Below are 24053 nucleotides of genomic sequence, written 5' to 3' on the forward strand. Positions count from 1 at the left end.
TGTCCTTGAGTAGAAGAACTTAGGGTGGGCGTCAAATGGGCTTTTTGGCAGTGACGGCCCGAGGCAGAAGGACTAGCATGGCGTTGCTCGTCGTCGGGCTGTGGGCATCCTCGTTTCCTTATGGAGAATTCAGGCATGAATGCACCAATCGATACCCAGATCAACACCAAGACCGGCCTCTTCCTTGCGTCCTTCCAGATCGGCAAAGCCATGCCCGGGGCACCCTTGCTGCATCTGAACCTGGCTGTCTACACACCGGGCGAAACGGTGACTGGGGTCTCCCACGTGACTCAGGCGACCAATCCGCCCCTGGATGTGGCCTCTGAGCTGAAGGGTCAATACACCTATATGACCGTCATGCCGAACAAGAGTCACATACTGGTGACGGCTCAGGGTTATCCCATCGTCAAGTGGCCTCAGCATGGGGGGCTCGGCCCCGTAATCCAGCCGAATCTGGAGCTGCGCATGGTGCTGAGTGACGACTGGAAATCCGGCACGGCCAACTATAAGTATCAGGATGGCAATCAGGTGTGGCATGAGGTGAAGGATGTGCCCGTCACCCTGGTGCCAGCCGCCGTGCTGGCGTGAGTCGCCGGTGTTATGAGACAGACGCGCCTTCGGGCGCGTCTTTCGTTAGTCGGGCTCAGAGGGCGCGCATTACCTCGGCGCCGATGGCGAAGGATCGCTTGCGTGCATCGTGATCCGTGATGGGGCCGTTGAACATCAGCTCGTCGGCACCCGTCTCGACCAGCAGGGACTTGACCCCGTGGTAGATCTCGTCCGGGTTGCCAACCAGGGAGCGGGCCAGGGTTCGTTCCATGGCGAGCAGCTCGTGAGGCGCCCAGCCGTCGAGCTCCTCCACCGGGTGGGGCAGTTCGCCCGCGTCACCCCGGTGCAGGCGCAAGAACTGCTGCTGCACAGTGGTGAAGAGGCGCCGGGCCGTGGCCGAATCGTCGGCGGCGACCAGGTTTACGCACACCAGGGCATGGGGTTTCGGCCAACGCGCCGAGGGTCTGTACTGGCTGCGGTAGAGTTCGAGGGCCTGCAGCAGCATGGCCGGCGCGAAGTGGGAGGCGAAACCAAACGGCAGTCCCATGGCGGCGGCGAGTTGGGCACCGTAGAGGCTGGAGCCGAGCAACCAGACCGGCACCTCGAGGCCGCGTCCGGGGACGGCGCGCACCGGACCGCGGCTCTTGCCGAAGTAGTCCATCAGCTCGGCCACCTCGGCCGGGAAGTCGTCGATGCTCTGATCCTTGTTGCGGCGCAGGGCCCGCATGGTGGTCTGGTCGGTGCCGGGGGCGCGGCCGAGGCCGAGATCGATGCGATCTCCGAACAGGGAGGCCAGGGTGCCAAACTGCTCGGCCACCACCAGGGGGGCGTGGTTGGGCAGCATGATGCCGCCGGCCCCGAGGCGAATGCGCGAGGTGCCGTTGCCGAGGTGGCACAGCAGCACCGAGGTGGCGGCGCTGGCGATCCCCGGCATGTTGTGGTGCTCGGCGAGCCAGTAGCGGGTGTAACCGAGCTCTTCGGCGTGGCGGGCGAGATCCAGCGAATGGCGGAATGACTCGGCCGGGCTCGAGCCTTCCGGAACGGGCACCAGGTCGAGCAGGGAATAGAGGGTCATGAGGGTCTCCACGATTGAGGCGAATATCCACTCTAACAGGGTGATACCAAATGAGTCACCATGGAAAAAAGCGGTAAATACGTCAATAAGTAATGTCGACTTTCTCAACGGATTGAGGACGACACATGTCCACCAGCTTGCCTTACCGACGCCCTTTCTACCTGCACATCGCCAGCCTGTTTTTCGGCCTGTTCGCCGTGATAGGGGGCTTGTTACTGTTCCAGCAATATCGGCAGACGCGGGATCTCGCCGTGGAGCATCAGCGCGAGAGTTTCAGCCTCTATCGCCAGCAGCTCAATCTGGCGCTGCAGCAGAATCTGGTGCCGGCGCGCACCAGCCTGAGCCTGTTACAGGCCGGCCAGCTGCCGACCATGGGAAGCCTGGCCGAGCGGCTCACCGCGCTCCCTCAGCTCGCCAAGGTGCTGGAGGGGAACCCTGGTCTGGCAGCCGTCTATGCCGGCTATGATGATGGCGACTTCTTTCTGGTGCGCCCGCTGGATCGTCAGGTGCTGGCGCGGCTCGGCCTGAGCGCGCCTGGTGGCAGCCGGCTGCTGGTGCAGAGCCGCGCCGGAGGAGAGGGGCACTACCTCTTCTTCGATCTCTCCCTCTCCCTGCTTGAGCAGAGAGCCATGCCCGGTTACGACTTCGATCCCCGTAGTCGCAACTGGTTCAATATGGCCAAGGGGAGCACAGATACCGTGGTCACCCGCCCCTATCTCTTCTACAGCACCCGGGAGCCGGGGGTGACCCTGGCCCTGAGGGCCGGGCGCGCCGTGCTAGGTATAGACGGCAGCGTGCACAGCCTGTCCGAGGTGATTGGCCGGTTGCCCTTGCCGGAGGGGGGGCGGCTCGCCCTGATCGATGACGAAGGGCATCTGCTGGCGGCGGATCGGGACACCCTGCTCGGCCTCGAGGGTGCAGAGACCCTGCCCGATCTCACCCGGATGCCGGCTCCCTTCGTCGAGCTGGCCGGCCACTTGAGGCAGGGGGAGTTTGAACTGGTGTCGGGGGGCAATACCTGGTTCGGCTCGCTGGCTCGTTTGTCGCCCCATTCACGCTTCTCCCTGGTGTTGCTGGTGCCGGATGCCGTGTTGACCCGGGCTGCGGTGAGGCAGGCCTGGCACTCGGTTCTGCTGGGAGGGCTGGTGCTGTTGTTTCTGTTGCCGGCCATCTGGCTGGTGGCCCGCAGCACGGCCCGGCCGTTGCAGGCTCTGACGCTGGCGGCGCAGCAGCTGCGCCGGTTCGACTTCGGCGGTGGCGCCCTGCCCGGCTCGACCATCAAGGAGATCGACGAGCTCTCGGTGGCCATTTCGGGCATGAAGCAGACACTGTGCAACTTCATCGCCATGGGGCGCAGCCTGTCGGCCGAGCGCCAGCTCGAGTCCCTGCTCGATCGCATGCTGCAAGAGAGTGTGGATGCGGTCGATGCCCTGGGCGGCGCTATCTTCCTGGCCCAAGAGAGCGGTTACAGCCCGGTACGGGGATGCTGGGGGACGGCGCCGCGGCCGGCTGAGTCCACAGACGCACTGCTTGCACGCTTTAGCGGCGAGCAGCGCCTGGTGCACGAGCTGACCGAGCCTCTGTGGCAGGAGACCCTGGCTGAGATGGCCCCCTATCCGGGGCCACACTGGCTGGTGATGGAGCCCCTGTGCAACGTTGAGCATACCCGGGTCGGCCTGTTGGTGTTGATCCTGCCTTACTGCGACCATGAGGAGCTGGCGTCGAGGCTTGCTTTGATTGAGGCCCTTGCCGGCAGCGCCGCCTCGGCCATCGAGACGCGGCGTCTGCTGGAAGAGCAGAAGCGCCTGTTGTCGGCCTTCATCGAGTTGATCGCCGGCGCCATCGATGCCAAGAGTCCCTACACGGGGGGGCACTGCCAGCGGGTGCCCGAGCTGACCCGCATGTTGACCCAGGCCGCCTGCGACCAGAGTGACGGTCCCTTCGCCGGGTTTGCCCTGACCGAAGAACAGTGGGAGGCGGTGCACATAGCGAGCTGGCTGCACGACTGTGGCAAGGTCACCACACCCGAGTTCGTGGTGGACAAGGCCACCAAGCTGGAGACGCTGTACGATCGGATCCACGAAATCCGCACCCGTTTCGAGGTGCTCAAACGCGACGCCTATATCGAGGCCCTGAGTGCCCGCCTGGCCGAAGAGGAGCGGGAGCGGGCCAGGGCCGAGGCAGCACCGCGCTGGAGCGAGTTGGATGAGGAGTTCGCCTTCGTCGCCGAGTGCAACCTGGGCAGCGAGGGGATGGACCCGGCCCGGCTCGAGCGGCTCACCGCCATCGCTGCGCGCACCTGGTTGCGTACCCTGGACGATGGGCTGGGGCTCTCCCACGAGGAGCGGGCCCGGCGCGGTGAGCGGCCGGCACCTCCCTGCCTCGAGACCCTGTTGGCGGACAAGCCGGAGCACCGCATCGTGCGCCCCGAGGAGGATAGGCTGGACGACGACAACCCCTGGGGATTTAGGGTCAAGGTGCCAGAATGGCTCTACAACCGGGGCGAGCTCTACAACCTCTCGGTGATGCGCGGCACCCTGACCGAGGAGGAGCGCTACAAGATCAACGAGCACATCATCCAGACCATCCGCATGCTGCGCCGTCTGCCCTTCCCCGGGCATCTGGCGGCCGTGCCCGAGATGGCGGGGGGGCACCACGAGAAGATGGACGGCACCGGCTATCCCTGTGGCCTCAAAGGGGAACAGATGAGTGTGCCGGCCAGGATCATGGCTATCGCCGACGTGTTCGAGGCGCTGACCGCCTCGGATCGCCCCTACAAGAGCGGCAAGACCCTCTCTCAGTCTCTCGCCATCCTGCGCTCGATGGCGGCGGGCGGCCACCTGGATCCGGATCTCTATCGCCTGTTCCTGGAGAGTGGCGTCTGGCGCGACTACGGAGTTCGCTTCTTGCGCCCCGAGCAGCAGGACTCGGTCGATCTCGCCGCCCTGCGCCTGCCCGAGGCGGATGCGGGACTCGTGCCCTCCTGAGCGGCAGTAGAAGAGCTCATTCAGGAGCCCTTTTGGGTGGCAGGGTGCCTGTCCTCAGCTGGCGAGGCGCACCGGGCGCAGGGCGAGAATGGCCCCTCCAAACAGCAGCAGGGCCAGCAGGGCCATAGCCATGGGGCCGGCGCTGTAGGCAAAGCCGGCGACGGCGGACCAGAGCGCCACCCCGAGGTGCATCAGGGTCATGGCCAGCGACATCAGCATGCCGCGCTGGGCCGGGGCAAGCTGGGCGATGTAACCCTGCAGCGCCGGCGAGCCGATGCCGCCGGCCAGCGCCCACAGGCCCAGCGGCAGGGCGAGGCTGGCCAGGCTGCCGGCCGGATAGAGGTAGAAGAAGGCGCTGACCAGGGCGCACACCACCAGGGCGCCGCGCATCAGGGGGCGGCCGCTTTCCACATAGCCGGCCAGGCGCGGCATCAGCACGTTGCCGACCACGCTGATCACGCCAAGGGCGCCGTAGAGCAGCCCCACCGACCAGACGGGCAGCCCCTGGCTGTCGTGCAGGTGTTGGCCGACCAGGTTGAACAGGCCGATGCCGCCCCCCAGTCCCAACCCCATGGCGAGCAGGGCACCGAGTGCCCCCGGAATGGCCAGTACCGAGCCCTGCGGCGCGGGGTGCGTGCCGCTGGCATGCACTTGCGGCGTGCGCACCGTGAGCCAGGTCAAGGCTCCTGCCACGGCCCAGGCGCAGAGGCCGAGCACGATGAAGGGGGTGCGCCAGCTGCTGAGCTGGGCCAGCAGGGCGCCCACCGCCGGGCTCGAGATCATGCCGAGGGTCAGCCCCGACTGCACCCAGGCGATGCGCTTCATGGCATCGGCCGGCGCCCCGTCCGCCGCCATGGCGAAGGCGATGGGGAGCATGCCGGCGCTGGCCAGCCCGGTGATCACCCGGGTCGCCAGCCCAACCTCGAAGTTCGCCACCAGGCCGGTGGCCACCGAGGCGGCGCCAAACAGCAGGGAGGCCGGCAGCATCACCCGCAGCCGGCCGTAGCGATCCGACAGGCCGCCGAGCAGGGGGGCGATGAGGGCCAGCGCCACGCTGTAGGCGGTGATGAACAGAGTCACCCGCTCCGGAGCGACCCCCAGCTCGGCGCCGATGGGGGCGAGCAGGGGGCCCAGCATCAGCTCATCGGCCCCGACCAGAAACGCAATCAAAAACAGCAGTACTTTCAGTAACATAATTTTTATTCCTTAAGCTTGGGTCGACACGGCGGCGAACTGCTGGATGTCCACCACCCGATCCGGCCAGTCGGCCACAAAGGCCGGATCGTGGCAGACGGCGAGCACGCTGCCCGGGTAGTCGCACAGGGCCTGGCGCAAGGCGGCCTTGGTGGCGGCATCCAGGTGGGTGGTCGGCTCATCCAATATCAGCAGATGAGTGGGCTGCAGCGCCAGTCGGCACAGCTTGACCCGGGTCTGCTCGCCGCCGCTCAGGGCACTGATGGGCTGGATGGCCAGCTTGCCGCCGATGCCAAGGCGCGCCAGCTGCTGGCGGGCCCCCTTGTCATCCAGCCCGGGGGCGACGGCCTTGACCAGGGCCAGCGGGGTGGCCGCGGGATCGGGCCAGTGCAGCGCCTGCTCGAAGTAACCCGACTTGAGGCCGGGGGCCAGGGCCAGTTCACCGGCAAGCGGGGTGAGGCGGCCGGTCAGGGTGTTGAGCAGGGTCGACTTGCCGATGCCGTTGAAGCCGGCGATCACCACCTTCTCGCCGCGGCGCAGCTGCAGGCTGAGCGGCGCCAGCAGGGGCTGGTGGTAGCCGATCTCCAGCTCGCTTGCGGTCAGCAGCTGCGGGTGGCCCCCCTGGGCTGTGCGAAAGCTGAGGGTGACCGGTTTGGCCTGCTCGGGGGCGGCCAGGCGCTCGATGCGCGCCAGCTGCTTCTTGCGGCCGTTGGCGATGCTGGCGTTGACCCCGGCCCCGTTCTTGGCGATGAACTGCTCGAGCCTGTCGATCTGCCGCTGCTGGGCCTGGTATTGACGGGCGTGCAGCGCCTCGGCTGCGCCCTTCTGGGCCAGCGCCTGGTCGAGGTTGCCGCGATAGGTGTGGATCTGCTGGCGGTCTATGTCGGCGATGGCGGTGGCGATGCGATTGACGAAGGCGCGGTCGTGGGAGACCACCAGGAAGGCGCCGGGGAAGCGCTCCAGGTAGCCCGCCAGCCAGTCGACGTGGGCCGTGTCCAGGTAGTTGGTCGGCTCGTCGAGCAACAGCACCTCGGGCGTGCGCAGCAGCAGGCCGGCCAGCATCACCTTGTGGCGCTGGCCGCCGCTGACATTGGCGAGCAGGGTCTGCATCCCGAGCTGGGTCAGGCCGAGGCCGGCCGCCACCTCGTCGATACGCGGATCTAACTGGTAAAAGCCCTGACTCTCCAGGTGCGCCTGCAGATCGGCCGCCCGGGCCAGCTGCCGCGGCCCCAGTTCGGGGTCGGCGTAGAGGGCCAGCATCTCGGCTTCCGCCTCATAGAGGTCGGCGAACACCGACTGCAGGTAGCCCCGCAGGGTGAGGTGGCCATCCCGCGCGGCGTGCTGGTCGAGATAGCCCGCCTTGATGCCGGGCTGCCAGAGGATGTCGCCGCCGTCTGGCAGACGCTCCCCCTGGATCAGCTGGAGCAGGGTGCTCTTGCCGGCACCGTTGTGGCCGGTGAGGCAGACATGCTCGCCGGCGTTGAGACGAAAGCTCGCCTGCTGGTACAGGGTCTTGTCGCCGATGTGGTAGGTCAGGTTGTGGATAGTGAGCACACTCATGGTTGTAACATCCATAAAAAAACGGGGGGCAGGTACGCGACGTACCGGGCCCCCCGTCTCAGCAAGGTGAAACGCTGCCAAATGGCAGAGACAAAAAGGCCGGCGATGAAGCATCTCGCCGGCCTGTGTCTCCTGTTTTCATCAGATGCGGGGCAGCCTCCCAAAGAGAGGGCATTCGCGCAGCTGATGAAGATTCAGTCGATGGGCTCCGGGCAACACTTCATCGTGTTAGTGCACGGAGCACAGCCTCCTGACCGAGCATTTGAACAGGATGTACAACATTGAAAAGCGGTCCTACAAAAATTCTGGTCGCAAAATACCCAGCTTGCGCCCGTGCGTCAACCCGTGAGTTTTTTCGCCGCCATACTCGTGGCGGTAAGGCATGTGGCCAGCACCAGGCTTCCCCCGAAAACCGGTGCATCGCCATCTCAGGCTTTCTGCTGCTCGCGTTGCTCCTCGAGCTCCTTGCCGAGGAAGTAGTTGAGGAAGGTGCGGATCACCGCGATCACCGCCAGACGGATCAGCTCCTCCTGGCTCGGGGCTATGGTGGTGGCCAGGATGTCGGCGGCGAGCTGGAACTCCAGCGCCAGGATGAGCCAGCTGCCAAAGCAGAGGCGGATGCGCGGGAAGCCGGGTTCATGGTCCCGTTGGCGCAGGGCCAGCAGCAGGGTCTTGCCAAGGCCGATGACCACGCAGGCCACCGAGATGAGTTCGAGAGCGAACTGGACCAGCTCCACGCCGTGCAGCATCGCCGATTTCCACTGTGCAAGTTCCAGCCAGGGCATGGTCGCAACCTTTGGGTGCAAGATAGATGAACTCATCTTATTAACATATTGATCCATAAAGGACAAACGGACCAAGGCGAGATGGCCGATGGCCGTGGTGAACATGATTGGGTTCCACTTGACTGCAATGCTATGCCCTCGCGACAATTCGGGCTTCGAGATGGATGTGACCGATAAAGGGGTATCGTCATGACAGTGATGCAGGCGCCGGCCATAGGGATCGACCTGGGAACCACCAACAGTGCGATCGCCATATGGCGGGAGGGCAAGGCGCAGCTTATTGCCAACGCCCATGGGGAGGAGTTGACGCCCTCCATCGTCTGTATCGGTGAGGACAACACCCTGCTGGTGGGTCAGGCTGCGGCCACCCGCCTGCTGACGGACCCGGCCAATACCGCGTCTCACTTCAAGCGTTTTCTCGGCAGCGAGCGTCGTTACCGACTGGGCAAGGAGCACTACACGCCGACCGAACTGTGCGCCCTGGTGCTGGGCAGCCTGAAGACGGATGCCGAGGCCTGGCTGGGTCAGAGTGTGCGCGAGGTGGTGATCTCGGTGCCGGCCTATTTTGGCGATCAGCAGCGCAAGCAGGTGCGGCTGGCGGCCGAGTTGGCCGGGCTCGATGCGGTGCGTCTCATCAACGAGCCGACGGCGGCGGCCATGGCTTACAGCCTGCACGAGCAGCACAGCCGGCGTTTTCTGGTGTTTGACCTGGGGGGCGGTACCTTCGATGTGACCGTGGTGGAGTATCAGGATGGCATCATGGAGGTGCGCGCCTCGGCCGGTGACAACCGGCTCGGTGGTGAAGACTTCACCCAGGATCTGGTCGATGCGGTGCTCGGCCGGCTGGGGGCCGATCGCGGCGACCTGCCACTGTCGCAGCTGGGTCAGGTCTATCTGGCGTGCGAGCGAGCCAAGCGGCACCGCAGCGGCGACGGTCTGACCATAGAGCTGGGCGGCACCTGGAGCCAGGCGGTCAGCTTCTCCGAGAGCGAGCTGGCCGAGATCTGGCGCGAGACCCTCACCCGGCTACGTAAACCCCTGAGTCAGGCGCTCTCCGATGCGCGCCTGCGGCCCGACGAGGTGGATGAGCTGATCTTCGTCGGCGGGGCGAGTCGTCAGAGCGAGGTGCAGCAAACGGCGGTGCGCCTGCTCGGCCGCTTTGGCCGCTACGAGCTGGATCCGGATCGGGTGGTGGCCATGGGCGCCGCTATCCAGGCAGCCTGCCGCCTGCGCGACAGCGCGGTGGAGGAGCTCATCATGACCGACGTCTGTCCCTTCACGCTGGGTATCGCCGTCAGCCAGGGTGACCAGCACGGCATCTTCAGTCCGATCCTGGAGCGCAATACAGTGGTGCCGGCCTCACGGGTGGAGCGTTACCGCAGTGGCCACGAACAACAGAGCTCGGTGTGCATCAGCATCTATCAGGGGGAGCGGTTCTGGGTGCGCGACAACCTGCATGTGGACGATCTCGAGATCCCGTTACCGACCGGCAAGGGCATTCAGGAGGTGGATGTGCGTTTCAGCTATGACATCAACGGCATGCTGGAGGTGGACGTGACCCTGGTGAATTCGGGTGAGCAGTTCCAGAAGGTGATCGACAGGAGTCCGGCCGGCGTGACCGAGGAGGGCAAGCGCGAGAGTCGCGAGCGTCTGGCCCGTCTCAAGCACCATCCACGCGATACGCTGCCCAATCTGACCCTGAGCGAGCGGCTGGAGCAGCTGTATGAAGAGAGCACAGGAGATGAGCGGCGTCAGATAGAGCAGTGGCTGCTGCAATTTGAGCGGGTCCTGGCTGGCCAGGACCCGCAGCAGATCCGCTCATTTCGTGAAGAGATGAACGCCCTGCTCAAGCAGTGGCACTAGCCAATAATCTCCTCAAGCGACATGCGGCCCTTGGCATAGAATGCCTTGGGCCACCCGTGGCGCAGCTCTCCCGCTTTGACGCCAGAGATGGCGAGCAGATGCCCCAACCAGATGGGCAGCCCCCAAAACGCCGAATTGGAGAGAAACAGAATCGAAAACCACATCGCGCTCCATAGCCAATAGAGCTGTAACACGGGCCGCCGTTTGGTGCTCCGCGTGACCTGATAGATGAGATAGACGTTCAAGAACAAGACGCTACAGAGGGAGACCAGACTGGCGCGCTCCGTCTTCCAGGCCATGTAGGGATCACCCAGTATGGAGAAGGGGTGGTCGCTCAACGGGAAGACCATGAAGAGTTGCAGCAAGCCGATGAGCATGGTGAACAGGAGCGCGCCCTTACCCAGCTGTTTGAAGCGTGAGCGGTCATGGGCTCTGTCATGTTCAAGCTGTTGATTGAGCTTGTCTTCGAGGTAACCGAGCGTGAGGCTGGCCGCCTCTCGCTGGGGTGGGGAGAGCGATTCCTGGTCCCTTAGCAGCGGCTGGATGAGTCGGCTGTTAAAACCACTTCGATTCACGTCATGGGTCAGTAGCCCGAGGCAATAGCAACTGGGATGGACAAAGGTGGCGGCATTCTCACAAGGAAGATGCTGCTCCAGAATCGTGGGCGCGGTGATCGTGTCGGTGTCCTGAATCAGATATCCGTATATGAGGGACTCCTTGTTATACGGATAGTTTGCCAAATCCAGATTCCACTCCTTTCTGATGGCCTCCATTCGTCTGCGTAGCGGGCTCAGCAGGTAGGCATAGGCCGCGTTGCTCTCCGGGTGGCAGAGCAGCAGGTTCCACAGCACTATGTTACTGGCGAGATCCGGCTCGTTATCGAGGCGCCGGCCAATCAGGGCGGCGAGCGCGGGCAACTCATGGGCCCTGGCTCTGTCGAGCAGCGACTGATCGCTCACCTCCGAGTTACGCAGCAGATCGGTCTGATTGCTCAGGGTCACTGACAGCACATATTGCTCTGGCCAGCGGGCGCACGCCGTGGTGATGGCCGCCTGATAGACAGTGGGCTGTGCCGAGAGACGCAGTACGGTGGCGAGTGGGGTGTCATCCTGGCTGGGGGGCAGCACGCCCATGGCGTGGCGCAGGGCAGCGAGATGCGGTATCGGTGTCCAGGCGTAGGCGTAATAGAACTGTGCCCAGCGGAAACAACCGGGCCAGCTCTCGCCGTGCCAGGCGTCGCCAAGGCGGGTGTCGCTGTAGAGACGCTGGTGTGAGAGATAAGCCCCCAGATGTGTCCCCTTAACCATGTCGTCTTGCCACCCTTCCTCGTCGGCACGCTGAGCGATGGCCTGGAACCAGGCGTCCGGCATCAGCGGATAGCGGCGCAGGCACTCGAGCCACTGCTGCGGCGTGGCGCAGGCAATCTGCTCGGCACTGGGGGGCGCGATACTCAGCCAGTCATCGCTGCCGTACTGACTGAGCAGGCCGCCAAGCAGCGGTAACTCGGGGCGCTCGGCCAGCGTGCGGCGAGCGTGACGCTGCAGCAGGCGCGCCACGAATAGCCAGCCCCCTTCGGCCTCGGCCAGCTCGGGCTGTGTCAGAGCCTCCTCCAGCGCTTGCCAGGTGCCGAACTCACTGCACCACCAGAGGCGGGCCAGTGCGCCCCTAAGTCCAGGAATGGGCTCGAGTACCAGTATCGTCCGGGGCGCCTGGTCCAGTCTCAGCATCAGATCATGCAACCACTCCTCCATGGGGTCGGGCTGTTGCCAGGGCAGCATCAGCCACTGGGGCTCCCAAAAGGCACTGCGGGCGGTGGACCAGTCGCTGGCGATGGCAAAGGCCTGTAACCAGCGGGCCAGCGTCTGATCGCTGCCCAGATGCCACTGGATAAGGTGATTGGCGAGCAGCGCCTCGAATTCCCTCTCTTCCAGCGCCTCGGCGATCTGCATCACCAGCTGCTCCTTGCCACAGCGCAGGGCGGCGTCGGAGAGCAGGTGCCAGTCGTCTTCACTCAGCGACTCTTGCTCCAGCAGGGCGAGCGCGAGTGAGAGGCGATGAGTGGTATCGCCGTCGTCACCGGTGGCGCGCAGGGCTCGCAGCTGCAGGCGCAGCAGATCAGGGTGATCGCCGACCAGGTGCTGGGGGTAGTGATAGAGCAGCCCCAACACGCTGTTGCGATCGCCGGCCTCGAGCGATAGCAGCAGTGGCTGATAGAAGGAGAGCACGGCGCGCTGGCGTGCATGATCCAGGGTTGCGAGCCACGCCAGCGGCGCCGGCAGCGGTGCCTGGCGCCAACTGTCGAGATATTCGCCCTGCCGTTGCAGATCGCCGTTACGGCGCAGCAGCGCGGCCCAGTCGAGCGCCTGCCACAGGCGCTCGATGAGTGGTCCCGGCAGCCAGTGCCACGCGAAGATGCGCTCAAGCACTTCGTCCGAGAGTTGGCTCTGCTGCAGCAGCGAGAGCGGCTGCAATGACGCCTGCCAGCGATCCCACTCGCTGGCGACAAAGCGGCGCTTGGCGTCCCCGAGCAGCGCCAGCAGCGCGGCCAGCTCGGGGGCCTCGGCCGGACGGGCCAAGCCGCCCGCTTGCTCTGCGGCATCATGCATGGCGGGGCGTGGCCGGCTGGCGGCCTCATAAGCCTCACGCAGCAGGCGAAATCCCTCTGGGTCATCCTCCGGGTGGCAGTCACGCAGCTTGAGGTGGTAGGCGCGCTTGATGGCGGCCAGATCGTCGGTCTCCGGGATCCCGAGTCGTTGCCAGATATCCATGTTTATTCCTGCGGCTCGCTGTTGAAGAGGTCGATGAGGCTTTGCGGTTGTGCGACGTCAGGCAGTGGCACCTCATACCAGCTCTGCCCGTGGATCGGGTTGTCGGGATCCTTGAGGGCGTCCGTCAACATGGATCGCATCAGCTTGGCGATCCAGCCGTGCAGCAACGCATGAGCGGCCTGCTCCGGATCGCCCTCTTCATGGCTGAACTTCCAGAGGCAGCGACCGGCATACCAGGCCTGGGTGTACTGCTCCCAGGAGTGGTAACGCCGACGAGCCTGGTGGGCGAGATGGTTGTGGATGAAGCAGAACTCCTCCTCGCTGACCCAGCCAAAGCGCAGCCCCTCGCGGGTGAGGTACGAGGCGCGCCCATAGTCCCACGCCTGCACACCATGGGGGCCGATGTAGGGGGCGGTGCGAGCGACAAAATCGAGAGAGGCGCGGTGACGCGGCGAGGTGGCGCGCTCACACATGGCCTGCCACTGGCTCGGTGGCAGGCAGTGAAAGGCGCCGTACTCCTCGAGCATGAGGTGGCCATGGCATTGGCCGAAGGCCAGCTCACGGACCTGCATGTGCAGATCGATGCGATTCTCTATGCCCCAGTCGTCGGCGAGCACACTCCTCTCTTCCAGACCATCTCGCAGTGAGGTGGGTTTGAGATACTCGCGCCACTCGGTCTGGAAGGCGATCTGCGGCGAGGTCAGGGTCAGCCACCATCGTTCATGTGGGGCAAGATTGGCACTGTCTAACATGGGCTTCACCAGGGGGCATTTGAGTCAGCAGCAGACTATAAAGGCGTGCAAAAGTGGATGCAATTGATCCTCTTTTACCGGCCGCGCAGCCAGCCGGCGAGCTGGTCGATGAGCTGGCGCGCCGCCGGGCTGATGGCAGCCAGCTGGAAGTAGCCATGGGTGACCCCGAGCTGGCGCTGGCAGGCGGCCTCGACCCCATGCTCTATCAGGGCGCGGTAGAGCGCCTCCCCTTCGTCCCGCAGGGGGTCAAACTCGGCGGTGAGGATCAGGGTCGGCGGCAGGGCTGGCAGTGCCGGATGGTGCAGGGGGCAGGCCTCGGGGTGGTCGGGCGCCACGGGGCCGAGGTAGGCGGCAAAGCCGCTTTGCAGCATGTCGGCTGTGATGAGGTAGTCCTCACCGAGGGTGCGGTAGCTGTCGCTGCGCCCGGCCGGGTCGAGCATGGGGTAGAGCAGGCACAGGGCAGAGGGCAGCCTGGCCCCCGCACTGGCGAGACGTAGGGCGGTGACCAGGGCCAGGTGGCCGCCGGCGCTGTCGCCGGCCAGGGCCAGACGCTCGGGGCTGCCGCCCCAGGTGGCCAGCGATCCCATGATGGCACGGGTCGCGGCCAGGGCGTCGTCGTGGGCGGCGGGGTAGGGGTGCTCAGGGGCGAGGCGGGTGTGCACGGCAAACACCAGGGCGCCGGCGCAGCGACAGAGCATACGCAGCTGGCGGTCGTGGGTGTCGAAGTCGCCGCTCACGAAACAGCCGCCGTGAAAGTAGATGAGTGCCGGCCGATCGAGCCCGGCCCCATCCGGTTGGTAGAGGCGCACCCGGCACTCACCTTCCTGCCACTCCTGGATGGCGCCCACGTCCTCGACCTCACCGCCGAGGGGGGCGCTGGCCCGGTAACCGTCGCGGCGGGCCTGCCAGCTCTGCTCGCTGGCCTTGGGGCGACCGGCGGCGACAAACTCATCGACCATCTTGGCCAGGGCGGGTTCGAGAATAGGATTCATAACGTTGCCTGTATAAAAAAACAGTTATTTTGCACCTTGGATACCAAATGGCAATGAATTTAGGGGAGGGGCCCACCATGCGGGGTCAATGAGCCCCGCGCAGGAGCGATGAGGGCAATCGTCGGAAGTGCGGCGGTTTGGTATGCCTTGCCCCCGTGTTTCCGGTAGAATCATCGCCGTTTTTTCAAACCGGTGAGGAGAGGGGATGACGGTCCAGTTCCAGGCGTTTCACACAGTCGGTGCACTCGATGAAGAGCAGGTGTTGCTCAACTGGTCCGGCACCAATCCGTTGGCCCGGATCGAGCAGATTTACCGCCCCCGCAGCGAGACCGAGTTGCAGCAGCGCCTGCGCGACGAGCCGGCGCGAGCCATTCGCCTGATCGGCTCCAGCCTCTCGTATGAGCCTATCCACAGCGTCTTTCATGACCCCCATGCCCTGTTGGTGGATCTCTGTCACCTGCAGGGGAAGGTGGCGCAAGATGAGCAGAGTGTGACCTATCGGGCCGGCACACCGGTCGATACCCTCTATGCCGATCTCATCGCCATGGATCGCATGTTGCCTGCCTCACCGGGGGTGATCGGCATCCAGACCCTGGGCGGGGCGCTCAGCACCGGCACCCACGGCCAGGGGCTCGGGCAGTCTTCCCTGTGCGAGGCTGTGCTCGCCCTGCGGGTGCTGCTGGCGAGCGGAGAGATAGTCCGGATTGAGCGGGATGATCCCCGCTTCGGCGCCTTCGTGATGGGGCTCGGCTGCCTCGGCATCCTGCTCGAGGTGTGCCTGCGCACTGTGCCCAACCGCATCATGCGCTGCACCAAGTTCACCACAGATTACGACTGGTTGTTTGAGCACAACGAACGGGTCAACCGCGAGCACGGCTTCGTCAAGAGTTGGTGGTTTGCCTGGACCGGGGAGAGCCATCTCTGGTTGGTCGATCCGGCCTCGGAGGAGGAGGTGGCCCGCTATCGGGCGGGGGGCAGCGAGGTACTGCCCCTTGGCGATGTCCTCGACTCGCGCATGAATGCCACCATAGAGCAGACCCTCGGCAAGATGGCCCGGGACACCAAGGATCTGCAGCAGGCCGGCGAGCACTTCGAGACGGTGCGCCGCTTCAAGGATGCCACCAACCTGGTGGGCAACGTCTACCAGATCCTCTGCAAGGGGATCCCGGCGCCCCAGATCAACTGCGAGATCGCCGTTCCCCTGGATCGCATGCAAGAGGCCCTCACCCTGCTCAGCCAATGGCAGGAGGCCAATCCGGGGGTGCTGCACTATCCCTTCATCCTGCGCTGCTGTGGTGCCTCGCAGGCCTGGCTCAGCCCGGCCTATGGTCGCGAGGTGTGCTGGATTGGCTTCCTGGTCTATCTGGCGGCAGACGGCACCTTCGTCGGGGGATCCCTCGATCAGATGCACGAGCTGCAGCGTCTGCTCGCCCCCCTGGGTGGCTTGCCCCATTTCGGCAAGCACCTGGTCCCCTCCCTTTATGACTTTCCGGCCCGCCTGCCGCGCTGGCACGACTTCCAGGCCCTGCGCCGGGAGCTGGACCCGAGTGGCCGTCTACTCAATCCCTGGCTGCGCAACCTGTTTGAACCGGAGACCTCTTCATGCTGACCGACGCCAACGATCCGCGTATTCCCGTCACCCTGCTCACCGGCTTCCTCGGCAGCGGCAAGACCACGCTGCTCAACCACTGGGTCAAGCAGCCCGAGCTCGGCGAGTGCGCCGTGCTTATCAACGAGTTTGGCTCGGTCGGGCTCGACCACCATCTGGTGCAGCAGATCGACGAGCAGGTGGTGCTGCTCGATTCCGGTTGCATCTGCTGCTCGGTGCAGGGCTCTCTGGTGGAAGCCCTGCAAGGGCTCTTCATGAAGGCGGTGCAAAAACAGATCAAGCCGTTCAAGCGCCTCATCATAGAGACGACTGGGTTGGCCGATCCGGCCCCCGTGCTGTTCACCCTGCGCGAGGAGGGCTTCATCGCCCAGCGTTATCGCTTCGATGGCACCGTCACCGTGGTCGATGCGGGCCACATCGGCCAGCAGCTGGCGACTCAGTATGAGGCGGTCAAGCAGGTGGCCCTGGCCGATCTGCTGGTGGTGAGCAAGGGGGATCTGAGCGACGAGGCGACCCTGGGCGAGGTCGAGGCGCGCCTGAGCGCCCTCAACCCGGCCGCCCCCATCGAGCGGGTCAGCCACGGCGCGCTCTCGCCGGCCGTACTGGATAAGCTCGGCGTTTACAACGCGGCGGCGGGGCGCGATGTGCGTCAGCTGCTGGCCTGGCTGCGGACCGAGGCGCCGCGTCAGGGGCTGGCCTCTCCCATGCGGCCCCGAGTCGCACCGCTGGTTGCTCAGGTGGGGGCCAGTTCCCCCTCCCACTTCGAACACTCGGATGTGGAGAGCTTCTCCCTGCGTATCGGCGAGCCGCTCAAGGCGAGCCGCTTGCTGGCCGCCATCGATGCGGTTCAGGCCCAGTTTGGGGATGCCCTGTTAAGACTGAAGGGGATCTTGCAACTGGAAGGGGAGAGTCAGCCTGTGGTGATCCACGGGGTACACGGACAGCTCTACCCCCTGCAGACACTGGGCGATTGGCCGGAGGGCAAGGCCCAGTCACGTCTGGTGTTTATCGTACGCAGTGCCGATCGGGCCGCGATCCAGCGCCTGTTCGAGCAGACCCTGAGCGCCCCTGAACCGAGCCTCGAGGAGCGACTGCGCGCCATGCTGGGTGGTGACATCTCATAAAGGGGGGGGGAGTGCATGTCTGTGAGTGCGTTTGAACGCAAGGTGCTGCCGGGGCTCGCCGCCTTCGGCTTCTTCATGCAGGCGTTGGACTCCACCATCCTCAACACGGCCCTGCCCACCATGGCCAGGGCGCTCGGCGAGAGCCCGGTGCAGATGCAGGCCGTGGTGATCGCCTACGTGCTGACCGTGGCCCTGCTTATTCCCGCCTCGGGTTGGCTGGCCGACCGTTTCGGCACGCGCATCGTCTATCTCTGGGCCATCGCCCTGTTCACCCTGGGCTCGCTCGCCTGTGCCCTGGCCTCGACCCTGTCGGCCCTGGTGGCGGCGCGGGTGCTGCAAGGGGTCGGCGGGGCGCTGCTGGTGCCGGTGGGGCGGCTGGCGGTGCTGCGGGTCTTTCAGGGCAGTGAGCTGCTGCGGGCCATGTCGTTCGTCACCATTCCGGGTCTGGTGGGGCCGCTCATCGGCCCGGCCCTCGGCGGCTGGCTGGTGGAGGTGGCGAGTTGGCACTGGGTATTTCTCATCAATCTGCCGGTGGGGCTGCTCGGGCTGCTGGTGTGCTGGCGTTTCATGCCGGATCTGCGTCAGGAGACGCGCGGCTTCGACTGGCAGGGATTCATCCTCTTCAGTCTGGGATTGGTACTGGCCTCCCTCGGTCTGCAGGGGATGGGAGAGCGCAGCTTCTCCCTCGGGATCTCACTGCTGATGCTGCTCGGCGGCCTGGCGGCCATGGCCGGATACTGGCTCTATGCCGCCCGGGTCGAGCGCCCCCTGTTCGCCCTCTCCCTCTTTGCGACCCCCACCTTCGCCATCGGTATCCTCGGCAACCTGTTTGCGCGCCTCGGGAGCGGCGCCATGCCGTTTCTCACCCCGCTGTTTCTGCAGCTGGGGCTCGGCTTTGCTCCGAGCGTGGCAGGCATGACCATGATCCCCACCGTGCTCGGTGCCATCCTCACCAAGACGCTGGTCAATCGCCTCATCCCCCGCCTCGGTTTTCGCCGCATCCTCATCGGCAATACCCTGCTGCTGGGGGTCATGATGGGGGCCTTCTCTCTCATCGACAATGAGCTCCCCTACTGGGCGCTGCTCGGTTGGATGGGGCTGTTCGGTGCCGTCAACTCGCTGCAGTTTTCGGCCATGAACACCCTGACTCTCAAGGATCTCGGGTCCGAGCAGGCGAGTGGTGGCAACAGCCTGCTGTCGGTGGTGATGCAGCTGGCCATGAGCATGGGCATAGCGGTGGCCGCCAGCCTGCTGAGCCTGTTTCACCCCGAGGGGGGGCAGTGGCTGCCCACCTTCCATCTCACCTATCTCTGTGTCGGCCTGATGTCGATGCTGGCCGCCCTCATCTTCTATCAGCTGGATCAGACCCGGAACTGATCCACGGCGCGGGCCAGCTTGCCGGTCTGCTCTTCGACCTGCAGGGTGGCCGCCAGGGACTCCTCGGCCTGGCCGCGCACCTGGTTGGCGATGTCGCGGATCATCACGGCGTTGCGGTTGATCTCGCTGGCCACCGAGCTCTGCTCTTCGACCGCGGTGGCGATCTGGGTGTTCATGTCGAGCACCGCCTCCATGCGTTCGGTGATCAGGCTGAGCTGTTCGCCCGCCAGGTTGGCGGCGGCGACGCTCTGCTCGCCATTGTCACGGCATTCGCCGATCTGGGCGACCATGCTGGCGGTGCGTGATTGCAGGCTGCCTATGATGGTGGCGATCTCTGTGGTGCTCTGCTGGGTACGCATGGCGAGGCTGCGCACCTCGTCGGCGACCACGGCAAAACCGCGCCCCTGTTCCCCGGCCCGGGCCGCCTCGATGGCGGCGTTGAGGGCCAGCAGGTTGGTCTGCTCGGCAATGGCACGGATCACATCCAGCACGCTGCTGATGGTTTGGCTCTCGCTGGCGAGGGCTGCCCCCTCCTGGCTGGTGCCGACCAGTCGCTCAGAGAGCTGACGAATGGTCTGGCGGGTCTGTTGCACGCTGTCGCGTCCCTGTCCGGCTGCGTGGTGGGTGTCGCGAGCACTGGCGGCGGCGGTCTCAGTGTTGTCGGCGATGTTGGCGATGGTGGATTCCATCTCGGTGGCGGCGCTGGCCACCAGATCGCTCTCCTCGAGCTGTTTGAGCAGGGCGAGCTGGGTCTGCTCGGCCTGACGGCTCAGCATCCTGGTCTGGGATTCGAGATGGCTCACCGAGCCCTTCACCTGCTCGATGAGGGCGTGGAAGTGATCGAGCATGGTGTCAAAGTCGCGCCCCATGGCGGCCAGCTCGTCCTCTCCGCGCAGGCGGGCGCGCAGGGTCAGATCGCTGCTCTGGGTCACCCGGCGCATCACGCCGGCCAGCTGATCTATGCTCCCCATGATGCTGCGGCCCAGGCCGAGGTTGAGCAGCAGAGCCGTGAGAATGCCGGCGGCGCAGAGCAGGATGATCATCCACATCTGACGAGTGTGCTGGGCATCGGCATAGCGGGTCAGCTCCTCGAGCAGGGTGGCACTATAGCTGGCCATCTGCTGCTCCTTCCCGGTCAGGCTGGCGCGCAGCCCCTCCTGGCCGGTCAGCCCCAGCTGCTGTTCGGCGGCGACCAGATCGCGAAAGTGCTGGCGATAGCGTGCCAGCAGGGCGGCCTGCTCGGGGGTCGCCGCAAGGGCCTCGGCCAGGGGGGCTGAGTCCTCCTCCAGCTTGGTCAGATAGCGCATGTCCCGGCGCAGCATGAAGTCTTTCTCGTTGCGGCGCAGTTGCAGCAGCATCACCTGGAGCTGGGGCTCGTTACGCTCCTTGAGGGAAGCCTCGAGCGCATGGGTGGCGGCCCTGAGCTGACCGTAGAGGCCGCTCTCCGGGGTGAGGCCCACCTTCTCCTGTTGCTGCTGAAGGTTGAGAAACTCCCCCTGATACTCGTCCAGCCCCTTACCCAGGTTGGTCAGGTGGTTAGCGAGCTCTGCGGGCAGCACCTCGCCGAGGCGTGCCATGGTCTCGCGCGCCAGTTGGAGTTCGCGGGAAAATTCTTGAACCAGCGCAGGATCCTTGCGCAGCAGATAGAGCTTCTCGTCGAGGGCCAGTTGGGTGCGCTGGGTATCCAGTTGCTGGGTCAGCCGCTTGGCGGTCGCGAGAGCTTCACTGCGTTCGGAGAAATAGAACAAACCACCCACCAGCAGCAGCTGGATCAGGGTGATGAGAAGGGCGGACCAAAGTAATTTCTGTCTGACACTCATTACAGCCTCACAACGACGGGGGGTCTCTATTGCTATCGACCTGTTCAGAAATTACTTTAATAAAATCTTTATTATCAATAGGTTATTGATTCACCACTCGGTTCAGATGAGGCCTGTGACCAGCTGAAATCGACGGGCTGCAGCCGCTGGCTCTGCTTGTCATAGGCGGCCCACAGGGCGCCATAGCTCTGGCCTGTGACAGGATGGCGACGCCGGGGGGCCAGCTCGGCTAGGGGCCAGAGTACGAAGGCGTTGGTCAGGATCTCGGCACGCGGCAGGCTAACCGGCTCGGCACAGACCAGATCGTCGTAGAGCAGCAGGTCGAGATCCAGGGTGCGTGGCGCAAACTTCTTGGCATCGACGGCGCGGCCGTGGGCAAACTCAAGTTCGCGCAGATCCCGGGTGACCCGGGGGAGGGGGTGATCGGTATCGGCGCCGACCACCAGGTTGTAGAAGGGGCTGCCGGCAAAACCGACCGCCTCGCTCTCGAAGACCCGTGAGACCTCTAGCGGGCCATAGAGACGGAGCAGGGCGTCGAGACCGGCACGAATGTGCTGCTCCCTGTCTATGTTAGAGCCGAGGCTGATATAGATGCGCGCCATTACTGCTCGCTTGGTCCGGGCTGCTGATGGCGCAGGATCTCGACGCCGACACCGGCTGCGTTGGGGACGGCGCCGGGTTTGGTCAGGGTGACACGGACCCACTGCACCCGGTTATCGGTCAGCACCAGGGTGGCGACCTGCTCGGCCATGGTCTCGACCAGTTCCACCACAGTCGTGCTCATGTGGCGAGTGATGCGTTCGCTCAGGGTCGCATAGTCGAGCGCCTGGTGAATGTCATCACCGGCGGCGGCCGGGCGGTTGTTGAACCCCATCTCGAGATCCACGATCAGCTTGCGGCGGATCCCCTTCTCCCACTGGTAAACGCCAATGGTAGACAAAACCTCCAGACCGCGAATAAACACCTTGTCCATAGCACTACTTCTTCTTTACTCTTGGGTTATTGCAAGCATCAGGATGCTGGCAGCGGCAGACCTTCTGCCGCGGGGCACACAGGGATGAACCGTGCGCCACAGGGAGCCCGCATTCTACTCCATTCACCGCTAGGTAAGAACGACCAAGATGACGGCCCTGACGTTTTTGATGATTGTTCTGGCGTATCTGGGAGGCTCACTCTCCAGTGCCGTGCTGATCTCCCGCGCCTGTGGCCTGCCTGACCCCCGCGACTATGGCTCGCACAATCCCGGCGCCACCAATGTACTGCGGCTCGGTGGACGCGGTGCCGCCGCCGCCGTGCTGGTGCTCGATATCCTCAAGGGGTTGATCCCCGTCTATCTCTCCTGGTTTCTCGGCATTACCCCCCTCTTCCTCGGCTTTATCGGGGTGGCCGCCTGCCTCGGACACATGTACCCCGTGTTCTTTCGCTTTCGTGGTGGCAAGGGGGTGGCGACGGCGCTCGGTACCATGCTTCCCATCGGCTTCACCATGGGGGGGCTGGTGATCGGTTGCTGGCTGTTGGTGTTGCTCGTCAGCGGTTACTCTTCCCTGGCCTCCATCATCACTGTCCTGCTCACCCCTGTGTTCACCTATCTGCTCAAACCCGAGTACACCCTGCCGGTCTCGCTGCTCTCCTGTCTTATCCTGATCCGCCACCACGAGAATGTGGCGCGCCTGATGCGGGGCGAAGAGCCCAGGGTGTGGCGCCGCTGCACTCCTCGAAAAGACACAACTGATTAAAATCGGGTCCGGTGGATAAAAAAGAGACGAACGAGACGAAAACTGAAATTTCCCGTTGACCCGCCGAACCAAAATCCGTTTAATAGCGGCCACGCCCAGATAGCTCAGTCGGTAGAGCAGGGGATTGAAAATCCCCGTGTCGGCGGTTCGATTCCGTCTCTGGGCACCACTTTAAAGTGGTGAAGCAGAAAAATCTGTTTTGCACACAAAGGCTTAACGTGTGCCGGCTTAGCTCAGTAGGTAGAGCAACTGACTTGTAATCAGTAGGTCACCAGTTCGATTCCGGTAGCCGGCACCATTTGCCCAGATAGCTCAGTCGGTAGAGCAGGGGATTGAAAATCCCCGTGTCGGCGGTTCGATTCCGTCTCTGGGCACCACTTTAAACAGCTTGGCTGTAGAAAGGTTTGTTCCTCCGTAGTTCAGTCGGTAGAACGGCGGACTGTTAATCCGTATGTCACTGGTTCGAGTCCAGTCGGAGGAGCCATATAAGAAGCCCCTGTCGCAAGACAGGGGCTTTTTTCATTTCATCACAACAACAAAACAATCACCGCTCAGAGACAGGACAGACATGGATAATCAAGCCGTCACCGAATCCCGGGAGATTCGCCACACTTCACTGCGACGCTGGCTCGAGCCGGTGCTGGTGCTGACCATTTTGGGCAGCCTGTTTGGTTACCTTGGTAGCCAGATGGGGCTCTCCGCCATGGTCAACACCCTGTTCAACACGGCCCACCAGCTGTTGCTCAATACGGTGCTCTTTATCATGGGGATCACGGTTCTCTCGGGGGCGCTCAGCCAACTGCTCAGCGAGTTTGGCGTGATCCGTCTGCTCGAGGTGCTGCTGGCCCCCCTGATGAAGCCGGTGTTCCGCTTGCCCGGTCGCACCGCGCTGGCGGCCCTGATGACCTTCTTCTCCGACAACCCGGCGGTCATCAGCCTCGCCAGGGACAGCCGCTTTCGCAAGGGCTTCACCCCCTGGCAGCTGGTGTCGCTGACCAACTTCGGTACCGCCTTCGGCATGGGGCTTATCGTGGTCACCTTCATGGCTACCCTGCAACTGGGGGACGGCGGTTCGACCGTCAAGGCTGCCATGATTGGTCTGCTCGGAGCCCTGATTGGCTCGGTTGTCTCGACGCGCCTGATGCAGCGAATGATCCGCCCCCTGGTGGGAGAGACGCCGGTTGACGACGGCGCCGTCTCCCAAGGCCCCAAGCCGGGTCTCTCTCATGAGCAGGCGCCGACCTGGCTGCGGGTGCTCAACTCCCTGCTCGACGGGGGCAAGTCCGGGGTCGAGCTGGGGATGGCGGTGATCCCCGGGGTGCTCATCATCAGCACCTTCGTCATGCTGCTCACCTTCGGCCCGGGTGACAAGGGCTACACCGGCGAGGCCTTCCAGGGGGTCGCCCTGCTGCCGGTGCTGGCGGCCAAGGTCGGTTGGCTGTTTGAGCTGCTGTTCGGTTTCACCCAGCCCGAGCTGGTTGCCTTCCCGGTGACGTCCCTCGGCGCCGTGGGGGCGGCCATGTCCCTGGTGCCGCCCTTTATCGCCAAGGGTTGGATCGGTGGCAACGAGATCGCCGTCTTCACCGCCATGGGGATGTGCTGGAGCGGATTTTTGAGCACCCATACGGCCATGCTCGATGCCCTCGGCTATCGACACCTTACCTCGCGAGCCATCGTCGCCCACACCCTGGGCGGGCTCAGTGCCGGCATAGCGGCGCATCAGCTGTTCGCTCTGTTGGGGTGAGTCTGGGTTGAAAATAACAAGAGGCGCTGCGGCGCCTCTTTGCATTTCTGTCATTCATGCCATCAGCCCTGTGCTTTCCTTACCTATATGGCTGCTGCGTCGTGGCAAGGGCCGACTG

18 protein-coding genes and 4 tRNA genes are annotated in these 24053 nt (G+C 64.4%); 12 read left to right on the forward strand and 10 right to left on the reverse strand.

The window, feature by feature from the left end:
- Positions 1–135: 135 nt before the first annotated feature.
- Entirely contained in the window at positions 136–588 is a 453-nt protein-coding gene (locus BN1121_RS12900) for a DUF1842 domain-containing protein (protein WP_005348511.1), read from the forward strand.
- A 55-nt stretch (positions 589–643) separates the two neighbouring features.
- On the opposite strand, the gene BN1121_RS12905 is transcribed toward BN1121_RS12900, so the two are convergent.
- A complete protein-coding gene (locus tag BN1121_RS12905; RefSeq protein ID WP_005348503.1) occupies positions 644–1624 on the reverse strand; it encodes an LLM class flavin-dependent oxidoreductase in 981 nt (326 codons plus the stop codon).
- A gap of 125 nt (positions 1625–1749) precedes the next feature.
- Here BN1121_RS12905 and BN1121_RS12910 point away from each other — a divergent pair, with 125 nt between their 5' ends.
- Positions 1750–4611 (forward strand): HD domain-containing phosphohydrolase, encoded by a 2862-nt coding sequence (locus BN1121_RS12910; RefSeq protein ID WP_005348501.1) that lies wholly within the window; start codon positions 1750–1752, stop codon positions 4609–4611.
- Positions 4612–4665: 54 nt separating this feature from the next.
- Here the strand turns inward: BN1121_RS12910 and BN1121_RS12915 are convergent, their stop codons facing one another.
- The 3 genes from BN1121_RS12915 to BN1121_RS12930 form a co-directional block, all read right to left on the reverse strand.
- A complete protein-coding gene (locus tag BN1121_RS12915; RefSeq protein WP_005348499.1) occupies positions 4666–5805 on the reverse strand; it encodes an MFS transporter in 1140 nt (379 codons plus the stop codon).
- Positions 5806–5817: 12 nt separating this feature from the next.
- Entirely contained in the window at positions 5818–7365 is a 1548-nt protein-coding gene (locus BN1121_RS12920; RefSeq protein WP_005348497.1) for an ABC-F family ATP-binding cassette domain-containing protein, read from the reverse strand.
- Positions 7366–7793: 428 nt separating this feature from the next.
- Positions 7794–8114, reverse strand: a complete 321-nt coding sequence (locus BN1121_RS12930; RefSeq protein WP_043157198.1) for a DUF1622 domain-containing protein — start codon at positions 8112–8114, stop codon at positions 7794–7796.
- 225 nt (positions 8115–8339) lie between these two features.
- Between BN1121_RS12930 and BN1121_RS12935 the strand changes: the two genes are divergently transcribed.
- Entirely contained in the window at positions 8340–10013 is a 1674-nt protein-coding gene (locus tag BN1121_RS12935) for an Hsp70 family protein (protein WP_005348482.1), read from the forward strand.
- On the opposite strand, the gene BN1121_RS12940 is transcribed toward BN1121_RS12935, so the two are convergent.
- The 3 genes from BN1121_RS12940 to BN1121_RS12950 all read right to left on the reverse strand — a co-directional run bounded on the left by BN1121_RS12940 (position 10010) and on the right by BN1121_RS12950 (position 14525).
- Positions 10010–12781 carry a J domain-containing protein gene (locus BN1121_RS12940; RefSeq protein WP_005348481.1) on the reverse strand — a complete coding sequence of 924 codons (2772 nt, stop codon included), beginning with the start codon at positions 12779–12781 and terminating at the stop codon, positions 10010–10012. The two genes, BN1121_RS12935 and BN1121_RS12940, sit on opposite strands and share 4 nt — an antisense overlap.
- Positions 12782–12783: 2 nt before the next feature.
- Complete coding sequence (locus BN1121_RS12945; protein ID WP_005348479.1) at positions 12784–13533, reverse strand: DUF1266 domain-containing protein; 750 nt, start codon at positions 13531–13533, stop codon at positions 12784–12786.
- A gap of 74 nt (positions 13534–13607) precedes the next feature.
- The gene (locus tag BN1121_RS12950; RefSeq protein ID WP_005348477.1) at positions 13608–14525 is read right to left on the reverse strand and encodes an alpha/beta hydrolase; all 918 of its coding nucleotides are present in this window, start codon (positions 14523–14525) and stop codon (positions 13608–13610) included.
- 205 nt (positions 14526–14730) lie between these two features.
- On the opposite strand from BN1121_RS12950, the gene BN1121_RS12955 reads away from it, so the two are divergent.
- Genes BN1121_RS12955 through mdtD form a run of 3 tightly spaced genes read left to right on the forward strand, consistent with a single transcriptional unit; the run spans position 14731 to position 18635 of the window.
- Positions 14731–16134, forward strand: coding sequence for a D-arabinono-1,4-lactone oxidase (locus BN1121_RS12955; protein ID WP_005348476.1), 1404 nt, complete (start codon positions 14731–14733; stop codon positions 16132–16134).
- A complete protein-coding gene (locus BN1121_RS12960) occupies positions 16131–17258 on the forward strand; it encodes a CobW family GTP-binding protein (RefSeq protein WP_043157197.1) in 1128 nt (375 codons plus the stop codon). The genes BN1121_RS12955 and BN1121_RS12960 overlap by 4 nt, the downstream gene beginning before the upstream one ends.
- 15 nt (positions 17259–17273) lie before the next feature.
- Complete coding sequence (mdtD, locus tag BN1121_RS12965; RefSeq protein WP_005348474.1) at positions 17274–18635, forward strand: multidrug transporter subunit MdtD; 1362 nt, start codon at positions 17274–17276, stop codon at positions 18633–18635.
- On the opposite strand, the gene BN1121_RS12970 is transcribed toward mdtD, so the two are convergent.
- The 3 genes from BN1121_RS12970 to folB all read right to left on the reverse strand — a co-directional run bounded on the left by BN1121_RS12970 (position 18620) and on the right by folB (position 21428).
- Positions 18620–20455 (reverse strand): methyl-accepting chemotaxis protein, encoded by a 1836-nt coding sequence (locus BN1121_RS12970; protein WP_005348473.1) that lies wholly within the window; start codon positions 20453–20455, stop codon positions 18620–18622. The genes mdtD and BN1121_RS12970 overlap by 16 nt on opposite strands.
- Before the next feature lie 74 nt (positions 20456–20529).
- Entirely contained in the window at positions 20530–21057 is a 528-nt protein-coding gene (gene folK, locus BN1121_RS12975; RefSeq protein WP_005348472.1) for a 2-amino-4-hydroxy-6-hydroxymethyldihydropteridine diphosphokinase, read from the reverse strand.
- Positions 21057–21428: a dihydroneopterin aldolase gene (gene folB, locus BN1121_RS12980; RefSeq protein WP_005348471.1), complete on the reverse strand. Its 372-nt coding sequence runs from the start codon at positions 21426–21428 to the stop codon at positions 21057–21059. Before folB ends, folK begins: the two co-directional genes overlap by 1 nt.
- Positions 21429–21576: 148 nt before the next feature.
- Here folB and plsY point away from each other — a divergent pair, with 148 nt between their 5' ends.
- The 6 genes from plsY (at position 21577) to BN1121_RS13010 (ending at position 23935) form a co-directional block, all read left to right on the forward strand.
- On the forward strand, positions 21577–22191 hold the full coding sequence (gene plsY, locus BN1121_RS12985) for a glycerol-3-phosphate 1-O-acyltransferase PlsY (RefSeq protein ID WP_005348465.1): 615 nt from the start codon (positions 21577–21579) through the stop codon (positions 22189–22191).
- 93 nt (positions 22192–22284) lie between these two features.
- Positions 22285–22360, forward strand: a tRNA-Phe gene (locus BN1121_RS12990).
- Positions 22361–22413: 53 nt separating this feature from the next.
- Positions 22414–22489: transfer RNA gene (locus BN1121_RS12995), tRNA-Thr, on the forward strand.
- Between the two features lie 3 nt (positions 22490–22492).
- Positions 22493–22568 (forward strand) — tRNA-Phe (locus tag BN1121_RS13000).
- Between the two features lie 31 nt (positions 22569–22599).
- Positions 22600–22675, forward strand: a tRNA-Asn gene (locus BN1121_RS13005).
- An 84-nt stretch (positions 22676–22759) separates the two neighbouring features.
- A complete protein-coding gene (locus BN1121_RS13010; RefSeq protein WP_005348462.1) occupies positions 22760–23935 on the forward strand; it encodes a CD0519/CD1768 family membrane protein in 1176 nt (391 codons plus the stop codon).
- The last annotated feature ends 118 nt before the right edge of the window (positions 23936–24053 follow it).

The organism is Aeromonas diversa CDC 2478-85 (assembly GCF_000819805.1).
In the GTDB taxonomy this organism is placed as follows: domain Bacteria; phylum Pseudomonadota; class Gammaproteobacteria; order Enterobacterales; family Aeromonadaceae; genus Aeromonas; species Aeromonas diversa.

Excerpts from the sequence above, each read along its gene's own strand:
- BN1121_RS12905 (WP_005348503.1), bottom strand. The coding sequence starts at position 1,624 with ATGACCCTCTATTCCCTGCTCGACCTGGTGCCCGTTCCGGAAGGCTCG.
- BN1121_RS12900 (WP_005348511.1), top strand. The coding sequence starts at position 136 with ATGAATGCACCAATCGATACCCAGATCAACACCAAGACCGGCCTCTTC.
- BN1121_RS12940 (WP_005348481.1), bottom strand. The coding sequence starts at position 12,781 with ATGGATATCTGGCAACGACTCGGGATCCCGGAGACCGACGATCTGGCC.
- mdtD (WP_005348474.1), top strand. The coding sequence starts at position 17,274 with ATGTCTGTGAGTGCGTTTGAACGCAAGGTGCTGCCGGGGCTCGCCGCC.
- folB (WP_005348471.1), bottom strand. The coding sequence starts at position 21,428 with ATGGACAAGGTGTTTATTCGCGGTCTGGAGGTTTTGTCTACCATTGGC.
- folK (WP_005348472.1), bottom strand. The coding sequence starts at position 21,057 with ATGGCGCGCATCTATATCAGCCTCGGCTCTAACATAGACAGGGAGCAG.
- BN1121_RS12955 (WP_005348476.1), top strand. The coding sequence starts at position 14,731 with ATGACGGTCCAGTTCCAGGCGTTTCACACAGTCGGTGCACTCGATGAA.
- BN1121_RS12950 (WP_005348477.1), bottom strand. The coding sequence starts at position 14,525 with ATGAATCCTATTCTCGAACCCGCCCTGGCCAAGATGGTCGATGAGTTT.
- BN1121_RS13010 (WP_005348462.1), top strand. The coding sequence starts at position 22,760 with ATGGATAATCAAGCCGTCACCGAATCCCGGGAGATTCGCCACACTTCA.
- BN1121_RS12915 (WP_005348499.1), bottom strand. The coding sequence starts at position 5,805 with ATGTTACTGAAAGTACTGCTGTTTTTGATTGCGTTTCTGGTCGGGGCC.
- BN1121_RS12945 (WP_005348479.1), bottom strand. The coding sequence starts at position 13,533 with ATGTTAGACAGTGCCAATCTTGCCCCACATGAACGATGGTGGCTGACC.
- BN1121_RS12930 (WP_043157198.1), bottom strand. The coding sequence starts at position 8,114 with ATGCTGCACGGCGTGGAGCTGGTCCAGTTCGCTCTCGAACTCATCTCG.
- plsY (WP_005348465.1), top strand. The coding sequence starts at position 21,577 with ATGACGGCCCTGACGTTTTTGATGATTGTTCTGGCGTATCTGGGAGGC.
- BN1121_RS12920 (WP_005348497.1), bottom strand. The coding sequence starts at position 7,365 with ATGAGTGTGCTCACTATCCACAACCTGACCTACCACATCGGCGACAAG.
- BN1121_RS12935 (WP_005348482.1), top strand. The coding sequence starts at position 8,340 with ATGACAGTGATGCAGGCGCCGGCCATAGGGATCGACCTGGGAACCACC.
- BN1121_RS12910 (WP_005348501.1), top strand. The coding sequence starts at position 1,750 with ATGTCCACCAGCTTGCCTTACCGACGCCCTTTCTACCTGCACATCGCC.
- BN1121_RS12970 (WP_005348473.1), bottom strand. The coding sequence starts at position 20,455 with ATGAGTGTCAGACAGAAATTACTTTGGTCCGCCCTTCTCATCACCCTG.